This is a genomic window from Ornithinibacillus massiliensis, assembly GCF_018310345.1.
GTDB classification, from domain to species: domain Bacteria; phylum Bacillota; class Bacilli; order Bacillales; family Amphibacillaceae; genus Ornithinibacillus; species Ornithinibacillus massiliensis.
Window position 1 is genome coordinate 59,943 of sequence record NZ_JAGXBY010000004.1, and the last position, 21,787, is coordinate 81,729.

20 protein-coding genes and 1 pseudogene are annotated in these 21,787 nt (G+C 38.5%); 7 read left to right on the forward strand and 14 right to left on the reverse strand.

All coding sequences use genetic code 11. The features are described 5' to 3' along the window. Nucleotides 1-308 precede the first annotated feature (308 nt). The 9 genes from KGF86_RS12465 to KGF86_RS12505 all read right to left on the reverse strand — a co-directional run bounded on the left by KGF86_RS12465 (nt 309) and on the right by KGF86_RS12505 (nt 10,139). Nucleotides 309-1,421, reverse strand: coding sequence for a protein kinase family protein (locus KGF86_RS12465; RefSeq protein ID WP_211742072.1), 1,113 nt, complete (start codon nt 1,419-1,421; stop codon nt 309-311). A gap of 5 nt (nt 1,422-1,426) precedes the next feature. Next, nucleotides 1,427-2,233 (reverse strand): aminoglycoside adenylyltransferase domain-containing protein, encoded by an 807-nt coding sequence (locus KGF86_RS12470; protein ID WP_211742073.1) that lies wholly within the window; start codon nt 2,231-2,233, stop codon nt 1,427-1,429. A gap of 17 nt (nt 2,234-2,250) precedes the next feature. After that, nucleotides 2,251-3,093, reverse strand: a complete 843-nt coding sequence (locus KGF86_RS12475) for a hypothetical protein (RefSeq protein ID WP_211742074.1) — start codon at nt 3,091-3,093, stop codon at nt 2,251-2,253. Nucleotides 3,094-3,244: 151 nt separating this feature from the next. Next, nucleotides 3,245-3,574, reverse strand: a complete 330-nt coding sequence (locus KGF86_RS12480) for a DUF3870 domain-containing protein (RefSeq protein ID WP_186868894.1) — start codon at nt 3,572-3,574, stop codon at nt 3,245-3,247. Then, the gene (locus KGF86_RS12485; protein WP_211742075.1) at nt 3,571-4,338 is read right to left on the reverse strand and encodes an IclR family transcriptional regulator; all 768 of its coding nucleotides are present in this window, start codon (nt 4,336-4,338) and stop codon (nt 3,571-3,573) included. The genes KGF86_RS12480 and KGF86_RS12485 overlap by 4 nt, the downstream gene beginning before the upstream one ends. A gap of 64 nt (nt 4,339-4,402) precedes the next feature. Continuing rightward, a complete protein-coding gene (locus KGF86_RS12490) occupies nt 4,403-5,575 on the reverse strand; it encodes a saccharopine dehydrogenase family protein (RefSeq protein WP_211742076.1) in 1,173 nt (390 codons plus the stop codon). Nucleotides 5,576-5,760: 185 nt separating this feature from the next. After that, nucleotides 5,761-7,251, reverse strand: coding sequence for an aldehyde dehydrogenase family protein (locus tag KGF86_RS12495; protein WP_211742077.1), 1,491 nt, complete (start codon nt 7,249-7,251; stop codon nt 5,761-5,763). Nucleotides 7,252-7,282: 31 nt separating this feature from the next. Beyond that, the gene (locus KGF86_RS12500) at nt 7,283-8,947 is read right to left on the reverse strand and encodes a thiamine pyrophosphate-binding protein (protein ID WP_211742078.1); all 1,665 of its coding nucleotides are present in this window, start codon (nt 8,945-8,947) and stop codon (nt 7,283-7,285) included. A 7-nt stretch (nt 8,948-8,954) separates the two neighbouring features. Next, nucleotides 8,955-10,139, reverse strand: coding sequence for an LL-diaminopimelate aminotransferase (locus KGF86_RS12505; protein ID WP_211742079.1), 1,185 nt, complete (start codon nt 10,137-10,139; stop codon nt 8,955-8,957). 157 nt (nt 10,140-10,296) lie between these two features. On the opposite strand from KGF86_RS12505, the gene kynU reads away from it, so the two are divergent. From kynU to KGF86_RS12530, 6 genes and pseudogenes are all read left to right on the forward strand, one after another. Further along, entirely contained in the window at nt 10,297-11,568 is a 1,272-nt protein-coding gene (kynU, locus tag KGF86_RS12510) for a kynureninase (RefSeq protein WP_211742080.1), read from the forward strand. Next, complete coding sequence (gene kynB, locus KGF86_RS12515) at nt 11,568-12,212, forward strand: arylformamidase (RefSeq protein WP_186868901.1); 645 nt, start codon at nt 11,568-11,570, stop codon at nt 12,210-12,212. The genes kynU and kynB overlap by 1 nt, the downstream gene beginning before the upstream one ends. Further along, on the forward strand, nt 12,205-13,053 hold the full coding sequence (kynA, locus tag KGF86_RS12520; protein ID WP_186868902.1) for a tryptophan 2,3-dioxygenase: 849 nt from the start codon (nt 12,205-12,207) through the stop codon (nt 13,051-13,053). Before kynB ends, kynA begins: the two co-directional genes overlap by 8 nt. A gap of 131 nt (nt 13,054-13,184) precedes the next feature. Continuing rightward, nucleotides 13,185-14,309: a DNA polymerase III subunit beta gene (gene dnaN / locus KGF86_RS12525; protein ID WP_211742081.1), complete on the forward strand. Its 1,125-nt coding sequence runs from the start codon at nt 13,185-13,187 to the stop codon at nt 14,307-14,309. Between the two features lie 64 nt (nt 14,310-14,373). Next, nucleotides 14,374-14,577 (forward strand): annotated as a pseudogene (locus tag KGF86_RS19355) (IS1595 family transposase); the annotation flags it as partial. Nucleotides 14,578-14,609: 32 nt separating this feature from the next. Continuing rightward, nucleotides 14,610-15,119: a DUF3916 domain-containing protein gene (locus KGF86_RS12530; protein WP_211742082.1), complete on the forward strand. Its 510-nt coding sequence runs from the start codon at nt 14,610-14,612 to the stop codon at nt 15,117-15,119. Nucleotides 15,120-15,705: 586 nt separating this feature from the next. On the opposite strand, the gene KGF86_RS12535 is transcribed toward KGF86_RS12530, so the two are convergent. From KGF86_RS12535 to KGF86_RS12550, 4 genes are all read right to left on the reverse strand, one after another. Further along, nucleotides 15,706-16,380, reverse strand: a complete 675-nt coding sequence (locus tag KGF86_RS12535; protein WP_186868905.1) for a hypothetical protein — start codon at nt 16,378-16,380, stop codon at nt 15,706-15,708. 91 nt (nt 16,381-16,471) lie between these two features. After that, entirely contained in the window at nt 16,472-17,524 is a 1,053-nt protein-coding gene (locus KGF86_RS12540) for a C45 family autoproteolytic acyltransferase/hydrolase (RefSeq protein ID WP_186868906.1), read from the reverse strand. Between the two features lie 59 nt (nt 17,525-17,583). Then, complete coding sequence (locus tag KGF86_RS12545; protein WP_186868907.1) at nt 17,584-19,458, reverse strand: ABC-F family ATP-binding cassette domain-containing protein; 1,875 nt, start codon at nt 19,456-19,458, stop codon at nt 17,584-17,586. Between the two features lie 29 nt (nt 19,459-19,487). Next, nucleotides 19,488-19,667 carry a hypothetical protein gene (locus KGF86_RS12550; protein ID WP_186868908.1) on the reverse strand — a complete coding sequence of 60 codons (180 nt, stop codon included), beginning with the start codon at nt 19,665-19,667 and terminating at the stop codon, nt 19,488-19,490. Nucleotides 19,668-19,861: 194 nt separating this feature from the next. Between KGF86_RS12550 and KGF86_RS12555 the strand changes: the two genes are divergently transcribed. Continuing rightward, nucleotides 19,862-20,854: a DmpA family aminopeptidase gene (locus KGF86_RS12555; protein WP_211742083.1), complete on the forward strand. Its 993-nt coding sequence runs from the start codon at nt 19,862-19,864 to the stop codon at nt 20,852-20,854. Nucleotides 20,855-20,879: 25 nt separating this feature from the next. Here KGF86_RS12555 and KGF86_RS12560 read toward each other — a convergent pair whose 3' ends face one another. Further along, nucleotides 20,880-21,785, reverse strand: coding sequence for an RluA family pseudouridine synthase (locus KGF86_RS12560; protein ID WP_211742084.1), 906 nt, complete (start codon nt 21,783-21,785; stop codon nt 20,880-20,882). Between the last annotated feature and the right edge of the window lie 2 nt (nt 21,786-21,787).

Here is a 21,787-nt window from a genome sequence, read left to right on the forward strand (position 1 = left end):
TGGTAATTAGCTGGACATACTTTTCAGAAGTTCTTCAAAGCTCAAACACTTTAACACTTCACTCACGCCCCTCTTTCGTTCACCTTGATAATCATACATATATAAGAGAGACTACAACATTATAGATCTTGTCACTCTGCGAATATTTAAAGTAAATTTCCTTTCTAAAATATACCTTGAAGATGTCCAGTTCTGTTGCAAGTAATCCTGTCTCTTCATACAACTCTCTTTTTTCTGCAACCACTAACGCTCACAAAAGCTCTAACCACAACCAATGGCGATTCTTATACATCACATTGTTGACACCACTATAATTCCGCTATTATTCTATCCGCTTCTTCCGCTAATCTCATCTGTACTTCTACTATCGTCATATATTTTTCTATCACCTTATCCAATTCATTTATAGTGCTATTCGCAAGAAGTTTCATTAATTTAGGCATTTCCCAAGCACTTCGGAAGGCGACAGAGAGATAGAATCCAAGTTTCGGTAATAAAGGATTCCCCTTCCACCCCATCAGCCTTAGCCCTTCTAAATATTCATCAAATAACCGCTCTTGATAATACCAAGCCTCATGGATTGATATATCATCATTGCTTATAGCAACTCCAAACATTTTCCCTAGATCCTCACCTAGCCCAGAAACACTAAAATACTGCCAATCAATTACGGTTAATTCTCTATTCATATACATATTTTGCTTACTTAAATCATGATGAGAAACTACTCTTGGAAGAGTCTTTAATATGTGAAAATAATGATTCTGGTGTTGTCTAAACGATAGGTAAGAATTCCAATTTTTATCAATTGATTCATAACGTCCTTTTACTATTGGATAATAACTACTTGCGTCTGGTGCATATTGATCACAGCCAGCTACCCATGACGCTAACCATTCTTGGCAGACCCATTCTTCTTTTGGTAAGGGAATTTCCCCAGTGGCGTACCCCCCATGGAATAATCCAATTTTATGGGCAATAAGGGAAAATTTCTCCAAAAACCAGGAAGCAAGATTACTCTCTTTCACTTCTTCCATCCAAAGCCAAATCTCTGAATCTGATTTTTCTTCTACTACATAACATTTGGGTGTTTGGATAAGAGGTGGAAGATGGTTTAAGACTCCTGATTGATATACCAATGCTTCTCTCTTCCAATAATTAAAGTGCGCTTGATCATTCTTTTCCTCTGATTCTGGCTGAATGATTTTTAAAAACAGTGACCAAGGATAATCAATTTCTCCACTTTTAGCATTTCCCCGAACTTGATATAGTCCAGCCGTCGTAAAATTTTTCTTTTCAATAGAAAATGGACTAATTCTCCAATTTGAAATAATTAAATCCGCATTACTTAATTCCTTTTCAACACATTGATGTAGTACCCCTATGTCGACCTGCAACCTCATAGTTTGTGTGGAGTTCATGTTTTTTACCCCTTACCTTCTCTCATATTTTCTACTTCAACTTTTATAAAATCGCATAGAAGGAAAAGTTCTTCATTAGTGAGCCTATCTAACTTCTTTTCACCCGTATAACACGCTACTACTTTATGTATGGTATCCTGTAATTTCCTTGGCAAATGGGATATGGCCCATTGACCTGCTTCTAGCTTTGACGTGATGATTCCATCTTTCCAATACCAGTACACTCTTAGCAAGTTCAAAGTACAATATATTGGATTGTCTTCTATATTCGTTAAACAATCTTCAAAATCTCCCATGATCGAGGCAATATAGTCAGACTTTGGTACAGGTGGGAATACATTATCAATTGGCCACCCTCTTAAACAAATTCCACGATGATGGAGTATGGTAATATGTGCAGCCAAGTCTGGATCTACTTTCATCTCTTCATTCAAATAATGAAACGTATGCTTATGCAAATCCTCTTGATAATGCCCTCGCCAGAACTCACTATAGTGAAATTCAAATGGACAAGGATGTTTCCAGCTTCTTAATGACTCGGCATGTAGAATACTTAGTTCCACTGGATAAGGAGAATTAGATAAATCTAATAATATTCGTGCTAAATCTCGCTTTTCTTCTATAGCTAGAGAGTCCTTCGTAACAAAAAGTAGATCAATATCACTCTGACTCGGATTAAACCCACCCATTGCTAGAGACCCATGAAGATAGCTACCTACAACAATCTCTCCAATCCGTTCATTGATTCTTAATTGCAACTTATCGACAAAGTCCTTGACCTTAGCCGGACATGTTTTCCATGAATAAGACATAACCGCTTCCCCGATCTTTATTTGTAATTAGACAACCAGGCCTCCACTATCTCAATAAAAAATTCCTTTTTCCAAAGTAACAATGTAAGTAATTCACCTTTTTCCAGAATATAGTCTTGAAACATACAATCTGCGATATAATAACCGAGTCGATTGAAACCAAAATGATTACCACCATTAATGGAAAACCATTCCTTAAAAATCTCATTACTAGCTGTTCCACTATGCATGTCTCTTATAAAGGTTTGAATTATCTCTTGTTTATTCCCTTTAGCAAATTCAAGCCAATCATCTTCACCATTTTTATAGGAAAAATATATTGACTCATCGAGGCCCGGAACAATCTGCTTAGAAAAATGTGTTGCTGCTCCTTCTTGTAATAACCAAGTATACGGATGATTCCAATTGACAAATTTCCAATCTATTTCTTGGTTATTCCAGAAAATATTATGAGCAGCATGTCCAAACTCGTGTGCAATAATGACTTGAAGAGGCTCTTCTTCATATGTGAGTCTCTCCATAGCAAACGTTATATCAGGTATAATCTGTCGATGGGTGTATGCATTAGAACCATATGCACCAATGATAAGATTTACACTAATTGGAAATTGGAGCTGATATACTTTCTTATATTTTTCTACCGTAGTTTCAATAAGACTAGCAATACGTTCGTGGACTAAAGTAATAGAATCCCAGTCCGTGCGATACTTCACTATAGCTTGATGTAATCGCTCATCCTTGTTTTTGCAATGAATTGGAAAGTATGTGTTAAAAATTTCATGGTACGTATCGTAGTATGCTCGTAGATTCTCTATTGAAGGATTAGAAGGAAATGTGTCAAACGTATCCACGATTCTCATTGTTAACTCCCCCCTCCCATTGTTTTCAACATTTTTATATTAGGATTACTTCAATTCTATCAAACGCCCTACACATTTAATAGATTTATAGAAATTTTTAAATAAAGAAAAAAACGCATAGATACAAATATGCGTTCAATTGAATAACAGCTTATAATGAAGCACTTTTTCGCTTTTCTAGATACAACTCATACTGCTTATGCAAATCTTTCAAAGCCGAAACAATAGCATTTCCCGCTTTCCCCATATAATGTCGTTTTACTGTCTGAATTGGTTCATCGATACCATCATGCAGACTGTATCCCCGTAATAAATATTGGACAAAGTCACGACCATGCTCAGTTGCCAGGGTACAACTTGCTGCAACAATAACACCATATTTCCGGTCAATTTCCGCGGTGATGGTTAAAGTTTCAAACATATTTTGTGCAGCCATACCGGATGGTAATCTAGCATGCCCTGCGATAAAAACGGTGTTCATGATGAATCAACAACTCCTTGGACAAAGCCTCGAAATCCTAGCTTTCTAGATATTCGTGCGGCCGTATCTTCTGTTTTGGCTTTTATTTGTTGTAAACTATCTCCTTCAAAATAAGTGGAAAGACCACTCACTGTAAGCGCAGCAATTACATTATTTCGATAGTCATAAATCGGATATGATATTCCAGTTGTATTCTCATCCTGCTCTCCTATACTATAGGAGTATCCTTCCGTTCGAATATGCCTTAGTTCTTTTTCCATTTTTTCTCGATTAATGGTATTACCGGCAAGATTTAAGATTTCTTCTTGCTTCTGTTTTTGGATATGTGCTAACAATAGCTTAGGTCCAGATCCAATATAAAGTGGTGAGCTTTTACCAATCCGTGTATATAGCCGAATCGCTTTATTACTTTCTACCTTTTCTATATACGTCGCCTCTTGATGATTTAGCACGACAAGATGAACTGCCTCTTGAATATCATATGCAAGCTTCTCCATATAAGGATAAGCAATTCTTCTGACCTCCAATTGGTCAGAAACTAATTGTCCGAGCTCTAGCAACTTTAACCCTAATCGATAACGGCTATCGTGTTCATTCTCTTTTATTTTATAAACATAATTCATTGCTTCTAATGCTGACAATAACCGGTAAGCAGTAGGCTTAGGGAGATTGGCTCGGTTAGCAATATCTTTTAAAGACAATTCGTAGTTTTTCTCATCAAATAAATTTAATAGATTTAGTGCTTTTATGACACTTTGATTCATCTCAATTCTCCTTGCAAGCTACAATTAGAAAAATTCCCCTCTGCCTAAACAGAGGGTTAATTCATTAGCTTTTAACTTTGGAGTCTTCTTTTATCACGGTTTCTTTAATATGAACATCACGCTTTGCCATTTCCTTAATATAAATGTCTCCTAGTACACTTCTCTCTGGAGGGTATACGCCTTTTTTGTTGATGGTTCCGTTTCCAATCATTTGCGCGACAACGGAAATCGTATTGGCAGTTGCTCTTGCCATTGCAGTTACGTTATGCTCTCTATCTTTAAATGTTGCCATTTCATATTCGTACGTAGTCTCTTCTCCGTCCTTTATACCAGATACGACAACACGAAGTAATACCGCATCGTCCCTATCCCCAAGTTCTACAATAGGATCTAACACTTTTAGTAATACCTCTCTTGGCTTGACTTTTTGACCATGTAATTCAACCTCATAATCATTTCGAGTAAGGTTTAAATCAACTAGTAATTTAAACTTCTCCGCATGACCTGGATAGCGTATCGTCTTATATTCTAAAGTATCCACATTAGGATAAGAAATTGGTAATGTGGATGTTCCACCAGAAGTATGGAAAGCTTCTAATGGACCAAACTTTTCAAAATGAAGTCGTTCCACTTCAGATAAGGAAGGGATTTCTTGTTTCAAACCGTTGCGTATAATAAGAGATGGGTCGGTATAATGATCCAATAATCCTTCCATGGAAAAGACATGGAAATATTCTAGTGGTGGTTCCGGTTTTACTGGGATTCCACCAACAAATAGTCGAATCGATTTTACTTCATCTAATTTACTTGCACCATATCCGGAAAGGATATTAATCATTCCTGGAGCAACACCTAAATCAGGAATCAGTGTTACACGTGCTACCTCCGCATCTTCATGCATCTCTAACACTTTATCCGTTATGTGTCCAATATGCCCTCCAAGGTCTACAGAGTTCACACCAACTTGGATTGCTGTTCTGGCTACAATCTCGTTAAAGGAATAAAATAAAGCATTGATGATAACGTCGTATTGACGCATAAATTGTGCTAGTTCAGTTTCATTAGATGCGTCTACTTGGAAAGCTGTTAGTTTTGGTGAATTAAGTTGATTTACTACATGTTGTGCGCGTGCTAAGTCAATATCTGCAAGTCCAATTGCTGTGACTTGCTCACTTGCTGCTAGGTCTCGTGCTGCTTCTTTTCCCATTAATCCTGATCCTAATACTCCTACTTTCATGTGATCACTCCTTATGTTCTTTTAAAAGTTGTATTTTATATTATTTCGCGGGTGGCTGGTGAACTCGTATTATCAATCTGTGAGTTCACCAATACTGTTCTTCTGCTAATCCGCTCGATTAGAGAAAACTCTTCGTATCAGTTCCTTAATAAAAAGAGGACCGTTCTCCTAGCTAAACCTATTGGTTACTCCACATCAATTTGTGCCCTTTGTAATTTACCACTATAGTCTACGTATACGGATTTCCACTCTGTAAAGACGTCTAGTGCTTGGACGCCGGAGTCACGGTGGCCGTTGCCTGTTCCCTTCGTTCCTCCAAATGGTAGGTGAATTTCTGCTCCGGTTGTTCCTGCGTTGACATAGACTATGCCGGTGTCTAAATCGCGTTGTGCTTTGAATACGCGGTTTACGTCTCTAGTAAAGATGGAGCTGGACAGACCAAATGTCACACCATTATTCACTTCTATCGCTTCTTCAAAGCTTTTAACCGGAATTAACGAAACGACAGGACCAAAGATTTCTTCTTGTGCAATACGCATGGAAGCAGTCGCATCGGTAAATAAGGTTGGTGCAAAGTAATTACCGGATGCATGATCTCCTTCTGTTAGTTCATAACCACCTGCTAGAAGCTTAGCCCCTTCTTCTTTACCAATCTCGATATACTTCTTAATCTTTTCAATTCCACCCTTATTAATAATTGGACCAACTTTGATGGATTCATCTAATCCATTACCAATCGTTAATGTTTCCATCGCAACTAATAAACGCTCTTCTAAAGCCTCTTTCACATCCTCATGAACAATGACACGGCTACATGCTGTACAACGTTGGCCGCTTGTTCCAAAGGCACTCCACAGAATCCCTTCAACGGCTAAATCAATATCTGCATCATCCATCACGATTACGGCGTTCTTACCACCCATTTCTAAGGAAACCTTTTTCAATTGACGTCCACATTCTGCCGCAATATTCCTTCCCACATCATTAGAGCCTGTAAAGGAAATAACTCGGATATCCTTATGATGAACCATTGCATTTCCAACCTCTGAACCACTTCCGAATACGACATTAATTACACCTTTAGGTAGACCTGCCTCTTCAAAAATCTTCGCTAGTTCATACGCCATGATTGGGGTTTCCGTAGCGGGCTTCCATACAACAGCATTGCCAGCTACAATCGCAGGAAAGGACTTCCATGTCGCTATCGCAATTGGAAAATTCCAAGGGGTAATAATGCCGACTACACCAATTGGAGCGCGCACACTCATAGCAAACTTATCCTTCAGCTCTGCAGGAGTAGTTTGGCCAAATAAACGTCTCCCTTCACCTGCCATATAAAATGCCATATCAATACCTTCCTGTACTTCTCCTCGAGCTTCCTCAATTACCTTTCCATTTTCCATTGTGAGTAGCTGAGAGATTTCTTCTTTTCTTTCTTTTAGAAGATAACCTACTCGATATAATACCTCCGCACGTTGTGGAGCTGGAATCATTGCCCATTCTTTTTGTGCCTTCAAAGCAGCTTGAACGGCAGCATCAACACTCGCTTGATCTGATAATGGCACATCAAGTATTGCTTCCCCTGTTGCCGGGTTAATTACTGGCGTTGTCTTTTCTACCTCAACCCATTCTCCATTTATATAGTTTGCTAGTTTTTTCGTTTTTACTTCTACCATTTTTATAACCTCCTCTAATATTTTCATTGATTTATGACTTAAGGGATTTTTCCCTTATGGACGAAATGGTGGATGTGACTGAAATTTGCTCTACGTCAGTTATTATTTCGATAACCGAAGGCGTATTACTATTCAATGCTTGAATCAACGCATTCTTAAACGCTTCAATGGTTGATACGGTATAGCCTTGTGCACCCACAGCTTTGGCTAGCGCGGAGAACGAGACTTCTCCTAAATCAGTTCCAATAACGCGTGTCGGATAGTGGATCTCTTGATGCATTCGGATGGTTCCATAACTATTGTTATTAAACACAAGAGCAATTACTGGTATATTTTCTCGGACCGCTGTCTCCAGTTCTTGACACGTCATCATGAACCCACCATCACCAGAAAGTGATACAACTGTCTTATTCGGTGATGCAAGCTTTGCCCCTATTGCGGCAGGTAAACCATATCCCATTGCCCCAGAAGTCGGCCCTATATACGTATCCTTTTCCGAGAAAGGATAGAAACCGTGTAACCATCCTGCAAAGTTGCCTGCATCATTTGTTATGATGGTATCTGATTCCAGCAATTCTACCATTGCATGAATAATATGCTTATTAATAGCATCTGACTCTGTAACTACTAAACTGCTAACCTCTCGAAAACGTTGATTACTTTCCTTAGCCCAATCTGACCAGCTGCGGTTAAGACCTACCATACGTAGTGATTCGATTGCCTTTTTCATGTCGGCTATTATGGCTAAGTCAGGCGGATATACCTTTCCAATCACCTCATGCTCGATGTCAATATGGATGAGCTTCTGATTGGCGGATAACAAGGTATAGTCTTGAGTTGTTACCTCGGAAAGTCTTGTTCCACATGCTAAAATCACATCTGCTTCCTGAATCGTTTGTATTACCTTCTTCGGAGTTCCTAGTCCAAGATGTCCCGCGTATAAAGGATGAGTATTTGAAAACACATCATGTCGCCTAAACGAGGCCACAACAGGAATTTGCCACGCTTCCGCCAAATCTACTAACTCTGCCTCTGCTTGTGATAGCTTTACCCCTCCCCCAGCAATAATGAGCGGTTTTTCCGCTTTATTAAGGATCTTTTCGATTGAAACAATTTCTTCTTTGGATGGGGAGGGCTTTGGTATTGTTATTTTGGGACCAAAAGACATCTCGACTTCTTGAGGGAGTATGTCCTCTGGTAAGGAAACAACTACAGGACCAGGACGACCTGACTGTGCAATTCGAAATGCTCGATCGATTAGTTCTGGTATTCTTTCAGGATCGCTAATCTCCACAGCCCATTTACTAATCGGTTTAAAGAAATGGTCGAGGTCTACCTCCTGGAATCCTTCCCGACCTCGAAACTTACGATGTACCTGGCCTAGTAAAACTACCATCGGGGTAGAGTCCTGAAATGCTGTATGAACACCAATGGATAGATTAGCCGCACCTACTCCTCTTGTAGCCAAGACAATTCCCGGCTTATGGGCAGCCTTTGCATACCCTTCTGCCATAAAGGATGCTCCACCCTCATGTCTTGCAGAAATAAGCTCTATTGATGACTCACTATAAAGCGCATCAAGTAGTGGCAGATAGCTTTCACCAGGAACACAAAATACTTTCGATATACCTTCTCTTTTCACACATTCTACGATTGCTTGTGCTGCAGTCATCTTTGTTTTTAATTCCATGTTCATGACGGTCTCACGCCCTTACTCGTAAATTCCCCTTACTCGTAAATTCCTTTATTCTCCTAATCACTTCATCAATGCGTTCCAATTCTACCGATAGAGCAATCCGAATATACCCTTCACCAGAAGGTCCAAAAGCAGTTCCTGGTGTAACGATAATTCCAGCCTCCTCCAATAGCTTGTGAGCAAAATCTCCTGATAAATAGCCTGGTGGAATCTTTGGCCAAACAAATATAGACCCCCTAGGCTTATCAAGCTGAAAACCTGCATCAGTTAATCCTTTGTACATTCGTTCCATTCTTACTTTAAAGATTTCATTATGCTTTCTCACATCCGCTAAGTCACTCTTTAATGCGTGTGCTGCCGCCTTTTGGATGGATAGAAATTGACTAGTGTCGATATTGCTTTTATATGTGTGAAGCGCTTTGATCAATTCCTTATTCCCTACAACATAACCAATTCGCCATCCAGTCATATTAAAGCTCTTCGACAAAGAACCAAATTCAATTGCTACCTCTTTCGCCTTGGGGACTTGAAGAATGCTTGGTGACTTATATCCATCAAAGGTTACTAAATCGTAAGCAGCATCATGAATGACAGCTATTTGATTCTTCCTCCCAAATGCAACCGCTTCCACAAAAGTATCTAATTCGACTGTTGCCGCTGTTGGATTACCTGGGTAGTTTAAAAACATCAGCTTTGCTTCTTGTATATCCTCCGCTAACAATCGGTCAAACATTGGTACATAGCCATTGTCTATATCTAACGGCAGATATGTACTGTAACCACCAGCTAAATGGACTGCTGTCTGGTAAACCGGATACCCTGGGTCTGGAATAAGCACCCTATCTCCAGGATTAATGGTAGCCTGCATAAGATTGGCAATACCTTCTTTGGAGCCAATTAATGCTAAAATTTCGGTGTCTGGGTCCAACTCCACCCCATAATGGTTCTGATAAAAGTAAGCTACAGCCTCTCGAAATTCTTTACTTCCATCATAGGGTGAGTATCGGTGATTAGACGGATTTTGCACTTCCTCACAGAGTTTATCAATAATAAACTTCGGTGTTGGTAAGTCGGGTGCACCAATCCCTAAGTCAATAACATCCACACCCTGTGCCTTCAACGCTTCTTTCCTTTTTTGAAATCTGGAAAATAGATATGGTGGCAAATCCTTTACCTTATTGGACACATACATGGTTCTACCCATCCTTCCGTTTCAACATGCGAAATGCCATTTCATATATCTGGTATCAGTATAATCGTATTAATTAAAATTTTCAATTATTATTAAAAAACGAAATATTTTTGTTACAATAAAAATAGTAAGCGCTTAAAAAACAGAGGTGATTATTTTGGATACTAGTAGACAATATGCTATAACTTTAGATCATCAAGATCCATTGCAAAGGTTTCGAAAAGAATTCTATGTTACTAAAGATAAAATTTATTTAGATGGAAATTCCTTAGGTCTTCTTTCCAAACGCTCGGAACAGGCAGTTCTTTCCATTCTTGGTGCTTGGAAAAATGATGCCATTGATGGCTGGACAATGGGTAAGCATCCTTGGTTCTATTTATCGGAGAAGGTTGGAGAAGCATTTGCTCCGCTGGTTGGTGCTAAACCGGATGAGTTAATTGCAACCGGGTCAACTACTACAAATCTGCATCAGCTCCTAGCTAGTTTTTATAAGCCTGAGGGAAAGAAAACGAAAATTCTTGCAGATGAATTAAATTTCCCCTCTGATATCTATGCCATCAAAAGCCAGCTTCAGCTAAAAGGATTTTCTCCTGATGAGCATTTAGTGAAAGTAAAAAGTAGGGATGGTCATACTCTGACTACAGAGGATATCATCGCTTCGATGACCGATGATATTGCACTTATTATCTTACCGGGAGTTCTTTATCGTAGTGGACAAATTTTAGATATGCGGACCTTAACAGTCGCTGCGTGTGAGCGAGGTATTCCAATCGGTTTTGACCTTTGCCATTCCATTGGCTCCATCCCGCACTATTTATCAGAATGGAACGTTGATTTTGCTTTTTGGTGTACGTATAAACATTTAAACGGTGGACCTGGAAGTGTAGCTGGTATCTATGTAAACGAGAAGCATTTAGGAAGTGAACCTGGATTATCTGGCTGGTTCAGCTCGAAAAAGGATAAACAATTTGACTTAGAGCATCAGTTGACACCCGCCCCAACTGCCGGTGCATACCAGATTGGCACTCCACATGTATTGAGCTTGGCACCATTAATTGGGTCGCTAGAAATTTTCCAGGAGGCTGGTATCCAAGCTATACGTCAAAAGTCCTTAGCATTAACAGATTATCTCATAGCATTAATGGAGATGGAGTTAAGCGAATTTGGGTTTAAAATTGCTTCTCCTATGGAACATCTATCTCGTGGGGGACATGTATACGTAACCCATCCGAATGCTGCTAGTATCTGTAAAGCATTGAAGGATGCTGGAATTATTCCCGATTTCCGAAGCCCTAATGGCATCCGTCTCGCGCCAGTCGCCTTATATAATACATTTGAGGAAGTTTGGCAGACGGTTGAAGTGCTTAAACAAATTATGCGAGACCAAAAATATAAAAAATACGAGAATACTAGAGGAGTTATCGCGTGATGACAAAATGGATTGATATCACACAAACACTTACAAACGACATGGCTCACTGGCCAGGGGATCGCCCTTTTACATATGAGGTTGCCGCAACGAAGGAACAAACTGGCTCTGCTAATGTCGGAAAAATTACGACAAGTGTTCACATGGGGACTCATGTTGATTCTCCATTTCATTTCGACAATGATGGAATCACTATGGAACAAATTCCGATTGAGACGTATATAGGTAAAGCAAAAGTAATCGATGTAAGTTCCTATCATACTATTACCCCAGAAGTATTAAGGGACTATAATTTAGAGGATGTAGAACGTTTATTACTACACACTTCTTTACCGAATAATCCAAAGCGCTTTCCTGAAGAAATCCCGTTATTAGATCCAAGTATCGCAGCCTACTTGGCTAGTAAGGGTATCCTATTACTTGGAATTGATATGCCTTCTGTGGATCCAATAACTAGTAAGAGCTTAGATACACACCATGCTCTCTATAAACACGGCATCCATATTCTAGAAAATCTTATGCTTGATAATGTGTCCCCAGGCTTATATGAATTGATCGCCCTACCACTACGTATCGCTGGGGCCGATGGCAGTCCAGTAAGAGCGGTAATACGTCCTATCAAGGGGGATATGGCAAATGCGTGAAGACTACATTTGGGACTTTTATTCTGATGACTCTGGAGCATATACTGATTTTAAAGAAAAAATGACATATGGTGACTACTTACAGCTCGAAACATTACTAGACAGTCAGAAACGACTTTCTGATCATCATGATGAGATGTTATTTATCGTCATTCACCAAGTAAGTGAGCTCTGGCTAAAGTTGATGATCCATGAAATAGAGGCTGCAACAAATGCTATTCAAAACGGAGAGTATCAAGCAGCTTTTAAGATGCTTGCCCGCGTATCGAAAATTCAAACTCAAATTATCCATGCCTGGGATGTCCTCTCAACCTTAACACCAGCTGAGTATATGGAGTTTCGTGGATTTTTAGGTAATGCATCGGGTTTTCAGTCCTATCAGTACCGGCTAGTTGAATTTGTTTTAGGCTATAAAACACCACATATTGTAAAAATCTATGAAAAAGACCCTGTTTTACATAAACGACTAAAATCAGCCTTTGAGGCTCCTGGCCTTTATGACGTATCCATACAAGCACTGGCTAAAGAAGGCTTCCACATTAATCAAAGCATATTAGAACGTGATTTTTCCAGCAAATATCAACAGGATCCAACTGTTGCAGATGCGTGGTTAGAGATATACCGTAACAAAGATACCTATTGGAACCTTTATCAATTGGCAGAAAAACTCGTCGACATTGAAGACTGGTTCCAACAATGGCGATTCCGACATATGAAAACAGTCGAACGAATTATTGGGCATAAAACAGGAACCGGCGGAACATCCGGTGTTGGTTATTTAAAAAAGGTGTTAGATCATTATTTCTTTCCGGAATTGTGGGAAGTGCGAACAAAGCTATAATAAGAAAGGTTCACGGCGACCGGAGCTAGACCTTTGATTCAATTGTAAAAAGCTTAGAATGCCCTTCACTAGTTCCTTATTTCGGATGCCTAACGTACTCCATCGAGCACCTATAGAGAGGATTTACACTAATGGAATTCACCATTAATAACAATTATTTTAGCAAGGCTATTACAGAAGTTAGTCACGTTGTTTCTTCAAAGGCTACGCTTCCAATTTTAACTGGTATAAAAATGGAAGCAAAACCAGATTGTATCATACTTACTGGTAGCAATTCAGATATTCTTATTCAACGAACGATTCCACAAATCATTGATGGAGTACAGGTGCTAGAGGTTCATTCCATTGGTAGTATAGTGGTTTCAGCAATATATTTGCGTGAAATAATCAAAAAATTACCACGTGATATAAAACTGACCTTATCCGATAATCATTACATCACAATCCAGTCTGAAGATATTATGACTAGATTGAATGGAATCCGTGCGGAAGAGTATCCTCATTTACCAATGATTAATCAAACGAACCGGATCAGGATTTATAGTGATAAATTAATAGATGCCATTAAGAAAACTGTTTTTGCTGTTTCTAGGAGTGAGACAAAACCAGTCTTAACTGGCGTAAATCTATCTTTTAAACAGGATGAACTAATCTGTATGGCAACCAATTCTCACCGATTTGCACTATGTAAGCTGGGAATAGAATCGAATGTAACTAGTTCCTTTACCGTGCCAAGTGCCGCTTTACAAGAGGTAACCAAGTTATTTCATGCCAATTCTATGATGAATATCATTGTATCTGAAGATTATATGTTGTTTAAATCAGATAACCTCACTTTGTATTCCAGACTAATAAAGGGGCATTATCCTGATATGACAGCTTTAATTACACAGTCATCTAAAACTAATATTACTGTGGACACCAAGCAATTATTACAGGGAATTGATAGAGCTTGTTTGTTTGCAAGTGAAAGGAAAAACAATACGGTCCAACTAACTATAAATCATAGCCAATTAAAAATCTCTTCTAAATCTACAGAAGTAGGAAAAATAGAAGAAACGCAAAAGATTGGGCAATTAAGTGGCGAGCAACAAGTAAATGTTACTCTCGATGGAAGTTATGTAATAGATGCATTAAAAGAAATGAAAGAGGATGAGGTAAGTATTCGTTTCAATGGCTCTATGCGTCCTGTCATATTGGAACCAGTAGGAAATACCTCTCAGATTCATCTCATATCTCCTGTAAGGACACATTAAACAACTAGATACTGGATAAGTAGCGTTTTTTAAAGAAGTCGTTCAGTTTACAGCAAATACAATTATTCAAAATGTTAATAACTATCACAGCCGTCTTAAAGGTTAGATTAACCGTTTCAATGACGCGACAACAAAATACCTCCACCATTATTTGGGTTGGTTTAAATGTTTGGACATCATCAAACATCGTAATGACAATACAACTGTTAGTAAGATGCTTATTGATAGTAGTTTATTCTCAACTAAGATAACGTATAAAGAAACTTAGGGCATTAAGTTATGGGAATCAGGAGAAATGGTATGCGAGAGAAAAAGGTTCGAGGAATTAAACGGAAGTCTTATAAAATGATTGAACGAATTAAAGAAAATACTTTGGAGTTTCCAACAGAATTTTTCAATGGTTATTGGCATCTACACCTACCAGTTGCTCAGGACTTTATAAGTTCCAAAAAAACACCAAAAAAAATCAAACGATTATGCATTCAAACATTATTGGATAGAGCTGAACATCTAATGGGTTTGAAGCCAAATGACAAAGAAATTTATCGAGTAGTAGTTGCAGTTGATTTACCTGATTTATGGGGTTCGCAAATTATTGTATTTAAAGGTGACTCCCATTTTAAAGATTTCTTTAACAGAAACGACGAATATCAAAAGTGGCTTCATCTATCTGATGATAGAAACATTCAAATTGAATGGAGATTATCTGTTCCTAACGATTTGAAAATATCGGGTTTTAAAGAAGTAATTACTGATGAAGATGGATACCACTATGAGGGTGAAATTTGGTTTATCGGCGATTTAAAATAAATATAAAGAGGCCCGGGACATAACTAAAAGAATTAAATGTATAACCGAATAATACACGATACTAGCTCCGGAAATATACGTAGACTCCTGGGGAGGTTAGGCATAGGTGAGACCCCTAAAGAAGTAGCACGAGGAGGCTAAGGCAACCGCCCGGCGGTAAAGAAGACACTGCGAGGTTCTCTCGAGCAGATGTCGCCCCTGTGCCGGAAGCAACCGCAAGTATATTTCGGAGCGGGGTCTTTGCGTATCATTCGGTTTTTCCTTTAAGATAAATCCTTTTGTCCCGGCCTCTTTTCTTAATCAAATAAACAACAATATTGTTTAACAGAGCCTATTAATTAGAGAAACTAACACATTCGTTCGTCTTTTATCGAATGTGTTAGTTTCTCTAATGCTGACGGAAAAGTTATTTATACTTCCCTAGCTGAAAGCAAATAAACACTGGAAAGAGACGTATGGACTGGGTTGAGGTAAGGGGATTCTCACTCGCCGCAGATGCTCTGAGATAGACATGGCTGTTACGATATGCATGCTAAAATTAATATTTTCTTAACTAAAAAAGAAGATCCTTAAAGCAAAAAGAGCTTTAAAGATCCTCCTCAATCCGAAATAGTACTTTGTACTTTTGTTCATCAAATAAATCGGTAACATGAACTCGTTTTCCATGACCAAAAATAACCTCTGCATCGGTCATCGCGACTACCATTGCTTTTGTATTTTGCTCAACATCTAAAAAGACATCTCCAACAACTGGTTTTACGACATCTTCATCACTGTCGGTTAGGTACGTTATCGATTCATCTTGAATTTGCTGCTCCTCCGGTACTAAGCTTTTATCATAGTAGGCAATTTCTTGACTAGCATCCGCTTTACCAGGAACCATTACAACGTATTCATTATGTTTTACACCATTATCCCTAGTTGTCACAACATTACCGTCTTCCACACTAGCCACTTTTTCAATAGAATTTAAAGAATAATGGTCTAGTAAATCTGGTGCAGGCTTTGTAATTAATATGTAATCACCAGGATTAGGTCGTCTACTCTCGTCAATCGTGTATCGTTTTCCATAGAAAATAAATGTATCATTATGCTTTGGCTTATATAAAGTAATCTCATTAGCGCTTGTTAGGACTTGTTTCATATCTTTTAGTCGATATAAATGGACCGACTTTTTAAACATCGGTTTTACCGTATAAACTTTGTGCAATTCATTTTGATAAAAAACAAATTGACCTTTCCGAACCTGAAAGAGCTTCATCAGATTTTCCTCCTAAAATTATGAATACAATTTAAAATAACTATTCTTATCTTTTGTCACATGATAATATTTAAACATACTATCAACAAATTCAACGTACATTCTTATCCATATGCACGAATGGTAGGTCAGTATCCACTTTCCCTAAAATCCGTTTTAAATTTATTTGCTCTCCATTTAACCATTTTCCAAAATCAAAGATGATAGGTTCACGATCTCCACCTAATGCAAACCATGCTTTTAATTCTTTTGGAAAATAAGCAGAAGTATGTATTGTTCCAGACCAGTTTTTATATTGGTTTGAAAATACTCCTTTATCGGAATCATTCATCATTCGAAAAGCTTGATAGGCATTTGTTACACGGTGTTTCTGCGTTTCGATGGCATCCATTCGCTTATAGGAATCTACTAAATGATGACGATTTTCATGTGTCATGATTTCGAAATGATTCGTACAAACATTCGATCTGCGAACCTCGGTTCCCCGTGGTGTCGCCTCTACGATAAACGTTTCTCCAGACTTATCTAATACAATATAACTGAAGCTATGACGATGTGGGACTTCCTCCAACATATCTACTGCCTCTTCGACCGTTGCGCAATTTTCCAGAACCATCCTGCCAATCATATTACAAATAAAACCGTCGCCTGGTTTCTTACGATGCATGAAATTATAGCCAAGGCTTAGACCTTTTTCATTCATTCCATCCATTCTTCCGGTAATCCTTTGCGAGGGACCAATGACAGCATAGCCTTGATCGGTCGGTGAAAAAATCGTATACCTTCCTTCATATGTTTTAGGATGATAATCATAATTGCGTATCATATAATCTGTATCAGTAAAAATAGAACATCCACTTCGCTGATAATGTAGTCGGTATCCGCCAAACTCACGTAGCACCTCTTGCATATCCCATTGTAATGCGTCACGTAAACCGAGTAGCTCTTCCCAAATACCTGGTGCAAATGGAAGTATTGCTTCCTTTACTTCTTGTTCTTTAATAATAAAATGAGCTCTACGTATTTTCCAAATTCGTCTACGATTTTCGATGATTAAAGAATCTTTTAGCATCTCACCCTGTTTATAACCAAATTCATAATGGGTGCCACGGAATTGAATTAAGTCGCTGTAAATTTCCTTCAATTTGATCATCCTTTTATGGAAATAGGATAGAATATAAACTCTATCTTGTGAAGCTTTTCTTACTTATTTTTATATTCTTCTACTAAAATGGATAGCTCTTCCCAGCGTTCCATCTTCTTGTTCAATTCTTCTTCAACCCTTTGCTGTTCGGCAAATAGTTTCTGGACCTTCTCCGAGTCACTTCCAGCTTCTAAAATGCCTGCTTCCAGCTCGGTAATCTTTTCTTCGAGTGCTGCGATTTGATCCTCGATTTCGTTCCATTCTTTTTGTTCCATATACGAAAGCTTCTTTTTTTGCTTTGGCTTCTGTTCTGCTTTTGTTTCTCTTACTTCCCTTTTTGCGGTTACCTGATGCTTCTCCAAGTACTCACTATAGTTACCATAGAACGGGCTTATTTTACCTTTTCCTTCAAAGATTAGTAATTTTTCAACGACGCGATCGAGAAAATACCGATCATGGGATACCGTTATCACAACGCCAGGAAAATGGTCTAAATATTCTTCCAAAACACCTAATGTTTGAATGTCTAAGTCGTTTGTCGGCTCATCTAGAAAAAGAACATTTGGCTCTGTCATAAGTACCTTCAATAGATATAGGCGCCTCTTCTCTCCACCGGATAGCTTGCGAATATAATTATATTGCTCAGACCGTGGGAATAGAAAGCGTTCTAGCATCTGTTCTGCCGTTATGACATCTCCTTCTTTTGTATGGATGACTTCAGCCGTTTCCTTTATAAAATCAACTACACGCATCTCACCATCTAGTTCTTCTTCCCCTTGGGTATAATAGCCAATTTTCACTGTATCACCAATAATTACTTCCCCATGATCTGGTAACAATCGCTTGGCCATTACATTTAAAAGAGTTGTCTTTCCTGAACCGTTTGGTCCGATAATACCGATACGGTCACCGGGAATAATAAGCTGGCTAAAATGCTGTATTAGCTGTTTTCCTTCGGTTGTTTTAGCTATATCCACTAACTCGATTACCTTTTTACCTAATCGAGTAGAACCAACCTGGAACTCGACATTGTTTTGATCTGTATGAAAGGTCTTTTCCTTCATTTCATGAACGCGATCGATTCTAGCTTTTTGCTTTGTTGTGCGTGCTTTAACCCCTGCTTTTAACCAAGCTAATTCACGCTTTAGAATATTAGCATGCTTTTGTTGATTGCTTCGCTCTAATTCTTCTCTCTCTGCCTTTTTCTCTAAGAAAATCTCATAGTTTCCTTCATAAGAATACAAATTTCCCTTATCCAGCTCAATTATTTTATTGGTTACCCGATTTAAGAAGTATCGATCATGGGTAACGAGTAAAAGCGCTCCCTTAAAGCTCTGTAAGTATTTCTCTAACCACTCTACAGTTTCATTATCGAGATGGTTGGTTGGCTCGTCCAGAATCAATAAGTCAGCTGGCTGAATTAATGCTTTGGCTATCGCAATCCGCTTACGTTGCCCTCCGGATAATTCGGTAACCTTTTTATTAAAATCGGTAATACCAAGCTTCGTTAAAATAGTTTTCGCTGTTGTATTAGCTTCCCAAGCCTCTAACTCATCCATCCTTTGTTGGACTCTCATTAGTGCTTCCTGGACTTTCGTATTCTCTGGATCCAGTTCTAACTTCTGTAGCGCCTTCTCGTACTCACGCATTACCTTCATAATGGCCGCTTCACCATAGTAAATTTGTTCGATAACGGATAGATTCGGATCTAATTCTGCCTCTTGTGGTAAGTACTCAATCCGGTAATCCTTAGGATATTGAATTGATCCGGCATCTGGTGAATCAAGACCTGCAATTACTTTTAGAAAACTAGATTTTCCTGTACCGTTTACACCAATTAATCCAATACGATCATGTTCTGTAATCGTATAAGATATATTTTCAAATAAAACCTTATCACCATAAGATTTATGTATATTTTCAATCGTTAGCATAGCATGAGCCCTTTCTTGCCTCTCAAAGATTAATTTGATTTTTTTCTATTACGAATTATCTCCTTAACTAAAAGTACAACTAGTAATAGAAGCCAGGATGTTACTAAATAGAAAATCATTTTACTCATTTGGTCCATATCCTGAACAAAAAATACCATTCCAACCCAAATGAAGGCGATGATCAAGATTTGGTAAATTAATGGTTTCATATTCAATTCCCCCTGTTACAATCCTATGTATAAGTTTACATTACTACAGGATATTTTACCATTTGTTCGGTGAAGTTCGAGTTCCAGAACAATATCTCATTACCTCAGTTGAACAAGCTGTGAAGAATCCACGTGATTATCCGGCTTATTTCGTACATAATATAGGTAACATGTTTATAATGGGGGGAATTTCAGTGGTACTACAAAAGGGGAAAAAGAACTGTATAACAGATGTAGAGGGTGTACAAGTAGGACATAAGACATTATATGAAAAAGTGAATAAAGAACAAACCATCTGTACCGGAGTCACCGCTATCCTACCACATTCAGGCAATCTCTTCTATGAAAAGGTACGGGCTGGCTGCCATGTCATTAATGGTTACGGAAAAACAAGTGGGCTTGTCCAAGTGGAGGAGCTAGGCTTTATTGAATCACCTATTATGCTTACCAATACTTTAAGTATTGGTCCTGTCATGGAGGGTACCGTTACATATATGCTCCAACAGAATAAAGAAATAGGTACCTCTGCCGGAACATTAAATGTGGTCGTTGGGGAATGTAATGACGGCTTCTTAAATTCGATGCGACTTCAAGCTGTCCGACCGAATCATGCTATCGAAGCAATTGAAAATGCAAGTAGTAGTGCTGTTCAACAAGGTGCTGTAGGCGCTGGAAAAGGCATGATTTGTTTTGGGTATAAAGGTGGTATTGGCACAGCTTCCCGAGTCGTTACAGCGTCCAATGAAAAATACACGGTCGGTTGTCTCGTTCTTAGTAACTTCGGTGATAGTCAAGATGCATTATTTGCAAACTTCCCAAAGAAGAAAAACCCTAACTCAACAGATGGATCTATTATGATGATTATTGCGACAGATGCACCTTTATACGACAGGCAATTAAAGCGACTCGCAAAGCGTACTGCTGCAGGACTTGGCCGTGTTGGCAGCCATATGGATAATGGTAGCGGAGATATCGCAATAGCCTTTACAACAGCGAATCCCTCTGTTCATAATGTCAATGGTCACCTAGAGTCTATCACATACTTACGTGACGATGACCAAGCAATGAACCAATTATTTCAAGCTGTAGCTGAAGCAACCGAAGAAGCCATTATTAATTCATTAAAACATGCAGAAACAACGGAAGGCCAAAATGGAAGAGTAATTGAAAAGGCACCACTAACGTAATGTGGTGCCTTTGGGCGTTTTAGGGTTACCTCGATTTTGTTAAAAACGACTTCGGCATATCTGACTTAAATAACATGAGCTGTCCAGTTACTGGATGATGAAAGGAAAGTATTTTGGCGTGGAGACCTAATCGACCAATTTCATTCGTTTTTGCTCCATATTTCTTGTCTCCAACAATGGGATATCCAATGTCGCTTAAATGAACACGTATTTGATTTTTTCTACCTGTTTCTAGGTTCACTTCTACTAAGCTAAATTGTTTATTCGATTGGATTTTTCGAAAATGTGTGATTGCAAATTGTCCATCCTTATCTTGAACAGAGTACATTTTGTGAGTTTTACTTTCCTTCAACCAGGATTTTACGGTTCCTTCTGGCTTCTTTAATTCTCCTTCTACCAGCGCTACATAAGTACGCTCTTGAACTAGCTCCTTCCAATTATCCTGAAGCTTTCGTTTTACTTTCTCACTTTTGGCAAACATCATAACACCAGAAGTTTCCTTATCTAGACGATGTACAACAAATACACGATTTCTTGGATCACGACGTTTTACATAATCCATTAGCTGGTGTAACGCCGTGTTCTTCTTTTCTGTTTCCGTAGCGATGGACAATAATCCTGCATCCTTCTCAATGACAATAATCGAATTATCCTCAAATAGTATTTTCATTCCAATTAATGTACTTTCCTTCACCGCTACTTTATTTTTTAGTACACTAACAACTTGCCCGGGTTGAAGAGGATAGTTATGCTTTGTTTCGATATGGTCATCTACCTTTACTTGTCCCCGTGTTAGAATAGATTTTACAGAGTTTCTACTCCTACCTTCCATCTTCTGTAACAAAAAGGCCAATAATTCACTTGGTTCATTTACCTTAAATTTAAGTGTACCACTTCTTGTGGGCTTCGCATTTCTTCTATTCTGTGACATTC